The sequence below is a fragment of the Vibrio sp. Vb1729 genome (assembly GCF_033338655.1).
Classification (GTDB): domain Bacteria; phylum Pseudomonadota; class Gammaproteobacteria; order Enterobacterales; family Vibrionaceae; genus Vibrio; species Vibrio alginolyticus.
Genome location: NZ_JAWOTB010000033.1, coordinates 51,643 through 64,064 on the forward strand (window position 1 = coordinate 51,643; position 12,422 = coordinate 64,064).

Sequence of the window (12,422 nt, forward strand, 5' to 3'; positions counted from 1 at the left end):
TCTAGGCAATGGTATGAGCGTCGTCTGGGAATACACCGTTGGCTACATCTTCAATGTATTTAGTAACGGCTTTGCGCATATCACCTGTTTCAGCAAGAAAGTTTTTGGAGAATTTCGGCATGTAGTTGGCAGAAATACCAAACATATCATGCATTACGAGAATTTGACCATCTGTTACGTTACCTGCACCAATACCGATAACAGGAACGTCAAGCACTTGCGTAATACGTTCAGCAAGCTCAGCTGGTACGCATTCTAGTAAGACGATTTGAGCGCCTGCTTCTTGCAGCGCTAATGCGTCTTTTACCATGCGGTCTGCTTTTTCTTGATCGCGACCTTGGATTTTGTAACCACCAAAAATATTAACAGCTTGAGGAGTTAAACCAAGATGAGCACAAACTGGAACTGATCGTTCAGTGAGCATTTTCACCGTGTCGACAAGCCAGTCACCACCTTCAATTTTTACCATATTGGCACCAGCACGCATCAGTTTAGCCGCATTTTCGCAAGCTTGCTCTGGCGTGGTGTAGCTCATGAATGGCATGTCTGCCATCAACAAACAATTTGGGCTACCAGCACGTACGCAACGAGTATGGTAAGCGATATCATCGACCGTTACTGGCAGAGTATCGTTGTGACCTTGCAAAACCATACCTAGAGAATCACCAACAAGAAGTACTGGCATTTCTTGGCTTTCAAACAGTTGGGCAAAGCTCGCATCATAAGCGGTTGAAGTAGCAAATTTACGACCTTCTTGCTTCCACTTGATTAGGTCGTTGATGGTCATTTTTTTCATGGTTTTATCCTTACTAGGAGTTGGCTATGACTGCCAGATACTGAGGCCGTTTCTATCTACTTGTTCCAGTAGTTCAGAGACCTCGGTCCCATCAGGGAGTTGTAAACTTGGTGCAATTTCCGCAAGAGGGTAGAGTACGAATTCACGCTCTTTCATTCCATAATGAGGAACGATCAGCCTCTCGGAATTAATCACCTCATTGCCATAAAGCACAATGTCGAGGTCCAAGGTTCTTGGTCCCCAGCGTTCGTCTTTACGGACACGCCCTTGTTCTTGCTCTATAGCTTGTGTGCAATTGAGCAATTCAATAGGCGTCAAACTGGTGTTAATAGACACAACCGCATTGATGTAATCCGGTTGGTTTTGTGGCCCCATTGGCGTGCTGCTGTATAGCGAAGAAGCTTGAACAAACTCTGATTTAGGCAGCGTTTTTAATGCTTCAATCGCTTGCTTCGCTTGGCTGACAGGATCCGCCAAGTTACTGCCTACCGCAATGTACGCTGTAATCATGATTTGGGCTTACTCTTTTTCTTGCGATAAGTTTTACGGCGGCGCTGGCCTGTTTTCGGTGATTGACCGTCTAAGTCGGCAGCCATTGCTTGACGCATTTCTCGGCCTGCATTTTGAAAAGTTTCCCACCACTTGGCAAGCTTCTGAGTGTCACCACCTTCAATTTCACCGCGCATTTCAAGAAAATCAAAGCCAGCTCTAAATTTATTGAGCTCCATAAGACGGAATGCACGTTTACCGTTACGTCGTGGAAGACGAAGCTGTAACTGCCAAATCTCGCGAATGGTTGCGGTGTGGCGTCTTGGAATGGCAATTGTGCGAACTTGCTCGTCAAGAATGATGTTGCTCGCTTCCATAATGGCGTCGTAATGGCCTAAGTTGCGCTCTTCCATCAGTTCATCGGCTTTCGCACACAGTGGGTACCACAGCATTGCAGCAAACATAAATGCTGGATTGATGCGTTTCCCATCTTCGATGCGCATGTCGGTAGAATCTAGGACAAGATCCAACATCTGCTCAGTGTGAGAGGAGTAATCTTCTGTAAAGTGCGCTGCAATCGTCGGGAATAGTTGCTGGAATAGGTTGTACTCACGCAGTAGGTGGTAGGTTTCTAAGCCATGACCGGATTGCAATAATTTGAGTGACTCTTCAAAAAGACGCGCTGACGGAATGTCACCGAGCAACGGTGCCATGTGTTCGATTGGCGCTGCGGTGTCTTCTTCAATATCAAAGTCTAGTTTTACCGCGAAACGAACCGCACGCAGCATGCGCACAGGGTCTTCACGGTAGCGTGTTTCTGGATCACCAATCAGTCGAATTAGGCGATCTTCTAAATCTTCAATACCACGTGCGTAGTCGTGAATCGAGTAATCTGCGATGTTGTAGTACATCGAGTTAATCGTGAAATCACGGCGCTCAGCATCTTCATCGATGGTGCCGTAGACGTTGTCACGCAGCAGCATACCCTCTTTTGATTGCTGAGAAATGCTCTTATTCTTTTGCTCTTGGTGGTGACCACGGAATGTCGCAACCTCAATGATGTCTCGGCCAAACATAATATGAGCCAAGCGGAAGCGGCGACCAATCAAACGGCAGTTACGAAATAGCTGTTTGATCTGTTCCGGCGTTGCGTTGGTCGCAATGTCAAAATCTTTTGGTTTTTGTCCAAGCAGTAAGTCTCGAACCCCGCCACCCACAAGAAAAGCATCGAAACCAGCACCATTTAGGCGGTACAGTACCTTCAGCGCATTATCACTGATCTGCTTACGCGAAATGTTGTGCTCTTCACGAGTTATTACATTGAGAGCGAGCTCTGGAATTGTGGCAGGTTCGCTTGGTGTATAGTCGTTTGTATTCATGTGCATCTGGCAATAACTGGGTTTAATCCAATCTTGCTTTGGTTAGTTTTATACGCCTCTAGGGCCTAATTTGCGGCTAATGATAGCCTACACAATGCCATTTGAGAATCACGGTGTGATCTCGATCTCTGCTGGAAGCTGTTCCAACCGCCAGTTTTCGCAGCCCCAACGAAGAATATCTTCTATGTTGGTCGCCCTTACGGTTTCAGGTATCTCGAAACCTAAAAATGTCATGGCGCGCAATAGAGTAGGTTTTGGTGTATCTATATCAATAGCCGTCGCGTGATTTTGTTTCGACAATTTATTGCCGTTGTTGTCCATCGCCAATGGTAAATGCAAGTAGCTAACTTCAGGCTGACCAAGTATTTGGTACAGGCTAATTTGACGCCCTGTCGGCTCGATTAAGTCTGCACCTCGCACGACTTCTGTGACGCCTTGGTCGATGTCGTCCAATACTACCGCAAGATTATAAGCAAATAATCCATCTCGACGTTTAATAATGAAATCTTCATTAACGAGTTGCTCTGGAATAGTAATGGTTCCCCGCTTTTGGTCGAGGAAATGAGCGACAGGCTTGGTCATTTTTAGGCGAATCGCGCCGTCTTTCAAGTTTTTATCGCGGCAAGTGCCAGGATAAAAACCGCCATGCTCTTTAATTTGCTTACGAGTACATTGGCAATAATAGGCTTCTCCATTTTCGAGCCATTTGTTTATTTGAGCTTGGTAAAGGTCGTGACGTTCGCTCTGGTATACTACTTTCCCATCCCAATGCAGCTGATAGGCCTTGAGTGCCTCTAGGATAAGTTGCGCTGCACCTGGCATTTCTCTTGGTGGGTCTAAGTCCTCAATACGTACTAACCAAGCTCCGTTTTGTGCTTTCGCTTGAAAATAACTGCCAAGAGCGGCAATCAGTGAACCAAAATGCAGTGGACCAGAAGGAGATGGGGCGAATCGACCTACATAGCGTGTCATGCGTGTATCTCGAATTTAGTAAACAAATAGGGTGCGAAGGTAGCCAAAACAAAAAGGGAGCCTGAGCTCCCTTCAACAATCATAATGCTGGGTGATTAACCTTGCATTTGCTTCTCTTTGATTTCTGCAAGTGTTTTACAGTCAATACAAAGGTCAGCGGTTGGACGTGCTTCAAGACGGCGAACGCCAATCTCTACGCCACAAGACTCACAGAAGCCAAAATCGTCTTCTTTGATTTTATCCAAAGTCTTTTCAATCTTCTTGATCAAACGGCGTTCGCGGTCACGGTTACGCAGTTCTAGGCTGAACTCTTCCTCTTGAGAGGCGCGGTCAACTGGATCTGGGAAGTTTGCTGCTTCGTCCTGCATGTGGTGAACAGTACGATCCACTTCAGCTCTTAGCTGGTCGCGCCAAGCTGTTAAGATTTTCGTAAAGTGTTCAACCTGCTCTGGTGACATGTACTCTTCACCAGGTTTTTCCTGATATGGCTCCACGCCGGCAATGGCTAGGATGCCTATCGTTTTCTTCTTTGATTCTGGCATACAGCATCTCCTACTTACACCTAGTCAACTGCTACGCAGTCAATTTAAGGCGGGTATCTATAGCAAAAAGAGGCGGTGCAAGCAAATACTGAATCGCAAAGTTATCGTCAATGTGAAGACGACATCATTTTTTCTCTTAATTGATAAAATCAATAGCGGAAATCAGCTTCATTCCAGTATCGCTCAGTTCAGCTTTGTAGCAGAGAACTTCCACTCCAGCGTCTTGTGCTTGTTTGAGTAATAGTGAATATTTCGCGTCTATATGGTGCGCCGCGGATACTTTTTCAATACCTGAATGTAAAACAGTGAATAAAAGTATGGCTCTACTTCCATTTTGTGCCATTTCTGTGAGCTCTCTCAGGTGTTTTTGTCCCCGAGTCGTGACCGCATCTGGGAAGTATCCTTGTCCAGTAGAGTCGGTCTCATCAAGAAGAGTGACGCTTTTCACTTCTATATAGCACTTTGGCTTGTCGTCTGCGCTGAGCAAGATATCAATTCGGCTATTTTCATTGCCGTATTTCACCTCAGTTTGAAGTGTGTCATAACCACAAAGCTCTGAAATGACATTATTTTCAATAGCCTCTACGGCTAATTGATTGGCGCGCGCGGTATTGATACAAATACGGTGGCCTTGTTCGGTTTCACTCAACTCCCAACTATTGGGGTATTTTCGTTTCGGGTTGTCGGAAGTAGAAAACCAAACCTTGTTTCCGGGCGTAGCACAACCCGTCATTGCACCTGTATTTGCGCAGTGGATTGTACGGATTTCACCAGTATCGAGCTCGATATCGGCAAGAAAGCGTTTATAACGTTTGAGTAGAGTGGCGGACTCTAAAGCGGGTGTGAAATGCATTTGCTTATTTAGACAAAAAATTTTTTATGTACAATGTTGCCACCATTACACCATAAGGTATTTTCTTTGTCACAATTGCCGATTGAAGCCGTGATGCCTGAGTTGCTGACGGCGGTCAAAAATCAACATCAAGTGATCTTAAAAGCGGCGCCTGGTGCCGGTAAGTCGACTTACTTCCCTTTGCAGTTACTCTTAAATCATTCGGTTGCTGGAAAAATCATCATGCTTGAGCCAAGACGACTCGCGGCGCGTAACATTGCCCGTTATCTTGCTGAGCAATTGGGAGAACAAGTTGGTCAACGCGTGGGTTATCGAGTTCGTGGCGAGGCAAAGGTAAGTTCTGCAACGCAGCTGGAGATCGTGACCGAAGGGATCATGACCAGGATGATCCAAACTGACCCTGAACTGGATGGGGTTGATCTACTGATCTTTGATGAGTTTCATGAACGCAGCATTCATGCCGATACCGCTTTGGCATTCAGTTTAGAAGTTCAAGAGGCATTGCGAGACGATCTCAAGCTGGTGGTAATGTCGGCAACGCTTGACCAACAAGCATTACAATCGTTGTTGCCGGAAGCCAGTTACATTGAATCTGAAGGGCGCAGCTTTGATGTGGCAATGCGCTACCAGCCGTTAGGTGTGAACGAGCATTTACCTACGAGTATGGCAAAAACAATAGAAAGTCTTATGAACAAAGAGTCCGGATCTTTGTTGGCTTTCCTGCCGGGTGTTGGTGCCATAAAACAAGTTGAAGAGCGGTTGTCTCATTTAGCGGATGATATCGACATATGCCCACTTTATGGTCAACTGAGTTTTGCAGATCAACAAAAAGCGATTACGCCAGCAGAACAAGGTAAGCGTAAAGTCGTTCTAGCGACCAACATTGCAGAAACTTCACTAACGATTGAAGGCATTCGCCTCGTGGTTGATTCTGGGTTAGAGCGTATTGCCCGCTTTGATTTGAAAAACGGTTTAACACGCTTAGAGCAAACACGCATTGCACAGTCTTCAGCGATTCAGCGTGCAGGACGAGCGGGACGAATAGAAGAGGGCATTTGTGTTCGTCTTTATTCTGAAAGCCAGTTCAAGCAGCAACCGCTGGTTCCCCTACCCGAAATTTTGCATTCCGATTTGGCTAGTTTAGTTATGGAGCTTGCCTTTTGGGGAACGGGTGATATCCACGATCTAAAGTGGCTTGATGTTCCCGCTAATGCGTCATTGGAACAAGCGAAGCAGCTATTGGTGTCATTGGGACTACTGACGGAAAAAGGGCAATTAACGTCCGAAGGAAAACAGGCGCATGAACTAGGCGTTGAGCCTCGTGCGGCTGCGATGCTAATTAAAGCGCTATCTTACAGTGATAAGATGTTAAATGCTGCTTTGGCGGCGGTCGCACTGATTGAAGAGCCAGAGAGAAATGTTACCAATATCGCTCATAGCTTGCATCGTTGGCTTGTTGGTACTCATCCAAAAAAGTCGATGTTGTTCAAGCGTGCTCAATCTCTGGCGTACAAATTGGATACGGTATTTGACCTGAAAGGCGTGGATGAAGATGCATTACCGCTGGTGTTAAGTTTGGCATTTCCAGATCGCATTGCGCAGCAGCGCACAAATCAATTTGGGCGATTTACTTTGGCTAATGGTCATGGTGCAGAATGTCATCAGGAAGACATGCTAGGTGGCTGTGAGTATTTGGTTGCCGTTGACTTAATGCGTTCTCATTCTAATTCAAGTCAAATTCATTCGGCATGTGAATTGGATGTCAATATATTGCGAACGACCTTTGATACGCTATTTTCGTCTGAAGAAGTAGTGGACTGGGATGAAAAAAGAGGCCGTCTAATAGCTGAGCGACAAACAAAACTCGGTCTGCTGGTCGTTGAACGCGAGCCGTTGCCAAGCCCGGGCAAAGAAAAAATGACACAAGCTTTACTCACGTATGTCCGCCGCCAGGGCTTACAGAGTCTAAACTGGACACCGGCAGCGGAGAGCTTGTTGGCTCGGATTCGTTGTGCGGTGGAATGGTTACCTGAGCAGTCATGGCCAGTGTTTGATGAAGCCAGTTTGCTGGATTCATTAGAGGAGTGGTTAGAACCATACATGACGTCTGTCAGCTCGGTTAAAGACCTGAGCAAGATAAACTTGGTCGAAGCGCTTAATGCTCTATTAGGTTGGCCACTCAATCAACAACTGGATGAATGGTTACCTGAGCATTACCAACTACCCACAGGTTCAAAGAAGCGTATCCGTTACCAATATGGCCACGAGCCGATATTATCGGTGCGTATGCAAGAAGTATTTGGGGAGAGTGGTTCCCCAACGGTAGCTCTTGGCCGCAAGCGTTTGGTGCTTGAACTGCTTTCACCGGCACAACGTCCATTGCAAGTAACGTCGGACTTGGCGGCTTTCTGGAACGGAAGCTACAAAGACGTTCAAAAAGAGATGAAAGGGCGCTACCCAAAACACGTTTGGCCAGATGATCCTGCCAATCATGTAGCAACAACGAAAACAAAAAGACAATTGAATAATGACTGACAGCAAGAAGCCTAGCGCGAAAAAAGCGCCAGCGAAGAAAAGTACAACCAATAAAGGAACCGCAAAACAGACTCGACGTACGCCGAGTAAAAAGCCGACTAACGAGAAACGTTCGTGGTTGAAAGTTCTGTGGTCGTTTAGCTGGAAAGCTGGCGTTGCACTTGCCGCTGTTTTGCTGTTTGTTGGGATTTACTTAGATAGTGTGGTGAAAGAACGCTTTGAAGGTCAGCTGTTTGAGCTGCCAACGGTGGTTTATGCCCGTATCTTGAATCTAAGCCCTGGTGAGAATATCACCATCCAAGAACTGCGCAACGAGCTAGATGTGTTGAATTACCGTAAAGTGAGTCAACCTCGTTACCCAGGCGAATATTCCTCTTCTTCCACTCGGATTGAATTGATTCGTCGTCCATTCGAGTTTGCCGATGGTCCCGAGCCGGATCGTCACATTATGCTGCATTTCTCTGATTCCGGCTTGCAACGTATTCAGTCTTTAGAATCTCGAGGAGACCTTGGTTACTTGCGCCTAGAACCGAAGATGTTGGGCATGCTGGAGAAAGACCGTGATGAACAGCGCCTTTTCTTACGTCGTGATCAGTTCCCTGAAATTTTGGTGGATGCACTGCTTGCGACCGAAGACCGGGATTTTTATCAACATGACGGGGTGTCACCGCTCGCGATTGCACGTGCATTGGTTGCGAACATTAAGGCGGGTCGTACTGTTCAAGGTGGTAGTACGCTGACTCAGCAATTGGCAAAAAACCTGTTTTTGACTCGTGATAAAACACTGTGGCGTAAAGTTCGAGAAGCGTATATCGCGCTAATTTTGGATTACCGTTACAGCAAAGATCGTATCTTAGAAGCCTACCTAAACGAAGTGTACCTAGGTCAAAGTGGAGGTGAAGCGATCCACGGGTTTGGCTTGGCGTCGCGTTATTATTTTGGGCAGCCAATTCAGGAGTTGCGAATCGATCAATTGGCGATGTTAGTTGGGATGGTAAAAGGACCGTCTTACTACAACCCAATTCGTTACCCTGAGAGAACGAAAGAGCGTCGTGATCTCGTTCTGCGCCTGTTAATGCAGCAAAACATGTTGACTTCAGAGCAGTATGAACAAGCTGTAAGTCGTCCACTCGATACGCAAAGCAAGCCACGTATTGCGAGCCGTCAGCCAGCTTATTTCCAACAATTGAGCATTGAATTAAAAGAAAAAGTTGGGGAGCGATTTAAAGCAGAGACCGGACTGCGCGTGTTTACGTCTCTGGACCCAGTATCGCAAAGCAAAATGGAACAAGCTATCGCGAAAAAGATCCCAGAACTAGCTAAACGGGGTGGTAAAGAGTTAGAAGCCGCTGCTGTGGCCGTTGATCGCCATAGTGGTGAAATCCGTGCGATGGTTGGTGGTAAACGTGTCGGTTATGAAGGCTTTAACCGCGCGCTCAATGCCAGTCGTCCAATTGGTTCTTTAGTGAAACCAGCGATTTACTTAACGGCTCTAGAACAACCGGATAAATACAACCTAGGCACGACGCTACACGACACGCCGTTAAGTCTGAAGAGCAGTAAAGGTAACGTGTGGACGCCGCGCAACTACGATAGAAAATATCGTGGTGATGTGCCACTTTACATTGCTTTAGCGAAATCACTTAACGTACCAACCGTGCGCTTAGGTATGGCACTTGGCATTCCTGAAGTCTCCAATACTTTAGAGCGTTTGGGCGTGAACAAAGACGAAATTCGCCCAGTGCCTTCGATGTTTTTGGGTTCGTTTTCTTTGACGCCATTCGAAGTCGCACAGATGTATCAGACTCTGACGAATTCAGGTAAGCGTGCAAAACTGACCGCTCTGCGCTCAGTCATGGATATGGAAGGTAATGTGCTGTATCAATCCTTGCCTCGTTCATCAAGAGCCGTGGATGAACAAGCTGCATGGCTAACGACCTACGCGATGAAACAAGGGGTTGCTCAAGGCACTGGCCGCTTCTTACAAAGCCAGTTTGGTTGGGCTGCATTGGCAGGAAAAACGGGTACCAGTAATGACAACCGCGATAGTTGGTTTGTCGGTGTTGATGGTCGTGAGGTGACGACAATTTGGCTAGGCCGCGACGATAATAAACCCGTGAATCTAACGGGGTCGAGTGGTGCATTACGAGTGTACGCAGAGTACTTGAAGCAGCGTATTCCTGAGCGCTTAGAGCTCCCATGGCCAAGAGAAATCACCACATTAGGGTTCAAGCCTACATCTGATGGAGGTTTAGAAATGAACTGCCGTAGTGATTACAAACTGCCGGTTTGGGATAAAACCGGTCAGATAAAGCAACAGTGTGAGAAGAAATCAAACTGGTTAAATAGCATATTTGATTGGTAGCATCGCCAAATCAACAACATTAGCTTGTTTATCTGATTAATTCTTAGTACATATTAGGGCGTGTTAGTACAGTACTGCTAGCACGCCCTACTTGATCAGATATTCAATAAAGGAAGAAGTGAATGTTCAAAAAGCTGTTATCAAGCCCATCGGTTCGCAACTTTGCGCTTTGGGTTAGTACCTTTTTGATGATCACTCCTTCTGTTTCCCTCGCAAACTCTCTAACAAAAACGGATGACTTGGAACCTCGACCAAAGGTGGCGGTTGTGCTCGCTGGTGGCGGAGCGAAAGGGGCGGCACACATTGGGGTTTTAAAAGCATTGGAAGAAATGCAGATCCCTGTCGATATTGTGACCGGTACCAGTATGGGCGCCTATGTGGGTGGGCTCTATGCCACGGGGATGAGTGCTGATGAAATTGAGAGTTTTATCTACACCGTCGATTGGGGCAGCGGTTATCGAGATCGTGTTGACCGTAGCCAACGTCGAGTTCGTGACAAAGAGTATGAAGACCGCTATCAAATTAATACCGACCTCGGCTTAAGGTTCGGTGAGGTACGAGCACCAACGGGTGTGGTGCAAGGCCAGAACATGTTGCGAGTATTGCGTGAGACTACAGGGAACTTAGGGCGATTCGATTCTTTTGATGAGCTTGCCATTCCTTATCGTTCTGTTGCGACTGATATTCTTGCCCTAGAAGAAGTCGTACTGGGTAATGGTTACCTTGTGGATGCCATGATGGCTAGCATGTCTGTACCAGGAGCACTTCCTCCCTATAAGCTCAATGGTCATATGCTTGTCGATGGCGGCGTCGTCAATAACATGCCTGTCGATGTGGCTCGCGCCATGGGGGCTGATGTCGTTATTGCCGTCGATATTAGCACCGACTACAAAACCGAAGATGAATTTACGGGGCTGTTTACTGTCGCGGACCAACTCTCTAACTATCTCGTTCGTCGTAGTACACAACAGCAAGTGGACGAGCTTGAACCTCAAGATATCTATATTCGTCCCAATGTGGGCACCATGGAAACCGTCGAGTTCGACAAAATGCCTTGGGCTTTTCAAGCTGGGTACGATATTACCAAGCAATTAAAAGACAAGCTGAAAGAGTTACGCTTGTCCAACGCGGACTATCAAAAATACATCGACCGCAAACAAGAAGTTCGTAAAACTTTGATTTATGGCGATCAGCGTGTGGTTGATGACATTGTGATTGTAAATAACACGCACTACAGCGATGTGTTGTTGACGAATCGTATTGAATTAGAAACCGGACGTCGTATTTCAACGGCCGAAATTGAGAAAGCCGTTGAAAACCTCTACGCGTTAGATCGGTTCGAGCTCATCACTTATCACTTTGAAGAGGTTGATGGTGAGACATTGTTGGTTTTTGATGTTAACGAGAAGTCGTGGGGGCCTAATTATCTCAACTTCCGATTTTTTCTTGAAGATGACTTCGATACAGATAGCCAGTACGGCATAGGGATATCAACCAACTTTACCAACTTGAACTCTCATGGCGCGGAGTTGGCGTTCAACGTAGAAATGGGCACGGATAAGCTGATTGAAGCTGAGTTGTATTCCCCTGTTTTATCTAGCCAAGAACTTTTTGTATCGGGGCGTATTTCCTATGGCAGTGAGAGCCGAAACTTACCTTTAACAGAGCCTCAAGCACCAGATTTAGAGTCAGTAAATGACTTTTTTCCGGTCACTTACGATGATTTTACAACAGAGTTAGCGATAGGTATCCAACCCACATTGTGGCAAGAACTTCGATTTGGCGCTCGCTACTCAACCGGAGATATTGAGCTTTCTACTTTGGCTTCTGCTGGTAAATTGGATTTTGAACGTCGTGGCCTGTTTGCCAATTATCGCCTAGATACACTTGATGATTTCGCATTTCCGACTCGTGGGCTTTTAGTCGATCTCGAATATTTAGTGTCTCATGATCAAAGTCCTCAAGGCGTTAGCCTTTTAGAAACTGACAAAATTATTGAAGATACCGTTTATGAAATCTCTGCACGATTTAAAGGTGCAGTGAGTCATCAGCGTCATACTTTAGTCGGACATGCTGAATATAGTTTTGTAGAGAGTAAAAACTCATCTTTACCGCTTGATCCCAGAGAGTTGGGCGGCTTCTTAAGCCTATCGGGAATCCCAAGAAATAGCCTGATCGGACAGAACTTATTTTTCAGCAGTTTGGTGTACCGATATAAGTGGTTTGATAATGATTTCGGATTGTTTGAAGCTCCAGTCTACCTGGGCGCATCGGTCGAATATGGCGGTGTTTGGTCTGATAATGATCTGAAACTAAACGAAGCGCCGCTTTACAATGCTGGCTCCATCTTCTTTGGTGTTGACTCACCAATAGGACCAATAATGTTGGCATACGGTCGTACCGAGCAAGATTTGGATGCTGTGTATTTGATCGTAGGAACATCGTTTAATTAATCGGGTATGAGAAAGCAAAAACTTGGCATATTTGGTCA

The 12,422-nt window shown here is 46.2% G+C and carries 9 protein-coding genes; 3 read left to right on the plus strand and 6 right to left on the minus strand.

The window, feature by feature from the left end; translation table 11 throughout:
- Position 1: 1 nt before the first annotated feature.
- The 6 genes from panB to sfsA all read right to left on the minus strand — a co-directional run bounded on the left by panB (position 2) and on the right by sfsA (position 5,031).
- On the minus strand, positions 2 to 796 hold the full coding sequence (panB, locus tag R7E29_RS14950) for a 3-methyl-2-oxobutanoate hydroxymethyltransferase (RefSeq protein ID WP_005386592.1): 795 nt from the start codon (positions 794 to 796) through the stop codon (positions 2 to 4).
- 24 nt (positions 797 to 820) lie between these two features.
- On the minus strand, positions 821 to 1,306 hold the full coding sequence (gene folK / locus R7E29_RS14955; protein WP_017635910.1) for a 2-amino-4-hydroxy-6-hydroxymethyldihydropteridine diphosphokinase: 486 nt from the start codon (positions 1,304 to 1,306) through the stop codon (positions 821 to 823).
- Positions 1,303 to 2,670: a polynucleotide adenylyltransferase PcnB gene (pcnB, locus tag R7E29_RS14960; protein WP_005386589.1), complete on the minus strand. Its 1,368-nt coding sequence runs from the start codon at positions 2,668 to 2,670 to the stop codon at positions 1,303 to 1,305. The genes folK and pcnB overlap by 4 nt, the downstream gene beginning before the upstream one ends.
- A 102-nt stretch (positions 2,671 to 2,772) precedes the next feature.
- The gene (gluQRS, locus tag R7E29_RS14965) at positions 2,773 to 3,636 is read right to left on the minus strand and encodes a tRNA glutamyl-Q(34) synthetase GluQRS (RefSeq protein ID WP_054576325.1); all 864 of its coding nucleotides are present in this window, start codon (positions 3,634 to 3,636) and stop codon (positions 2,773 to 2,775) included.
- A 95-nt stretch (positions 3,637 to 3,731) separates the two neighbouring features.
- The gene (dksA, locus tag R7E29_RS14970; protein ID WP_005386584.1) at positions 3,732 to 4,178 is read right to left on the minus strand and encodes an RNA polymerase-binding protein DksA; all 447 of its coding nucleotides are present in this window, start codon (positions 4,176 to 4,178) and stop codon (positions 3,732 to 3,734) included.
- A 136-nt stretch (positions 4,179 to 4,314) separates the two neighbouring features.
- The gene (gene sfsA / locus R7E29_RS14975; protein WP_017635909.1) at positions 4,315 to 5,031 is read right to left on the minus strand and encodes a DNA/RNA nuclease SfsA; all 717 of its coding nucleotides are present in this window, start codon (positions 5,029 to 5,031) and stop codon (positions 4,315 to 4,317) included.
- Positions 5,032 to 5,097: 66 nt separating this feature from the next.
- Between sfsA and hrpB the strand changes: the two genes are divergently transcribed.
- From hrpB to R7E29_RS14990, 3 genes are all read left to right on the plus strand, one after another.
- Positions 5,098 to 7,566, plus strand: a complete 2,469-nt coding sequence (hrpB, locus tag R7E29_RS14980) for an ATP-dependent helicase HrpB (protein ID WP_054576324.1) — start codon at positions 5,098 to 5,100, stop codon at positions 7,564 to 7,566.
- Entirely contained in the window at positions 7,559 to 9,931 is a 2,373-nt protein-coding gene (mrcB, locus tag R7E29_RS14985) for a penicillin-binding protein 1B (protein ID WP_005380020.1), read from the plus strand. Before hrpB ends, mrcB begins: the two co-directional genes overlap by 8 nt.
- A gap of 122 nt (positions 9,932 to 10,053) precedes the next feature.
- Positions 10,054 to 12,384 (plus strand): patatin-like phospholipase family protein, encoded by a 2,331-nt coding sequence (locus R7E29_RS14990; RefSeq protein ID WP_033905586.1) that lies wholly within the window; start codon positions 10,054 to 10,056, stop codon positions 12,382 to 12,384.
- Positions 12,385 to 12,422: the final 38 nt, after the last annotated feature.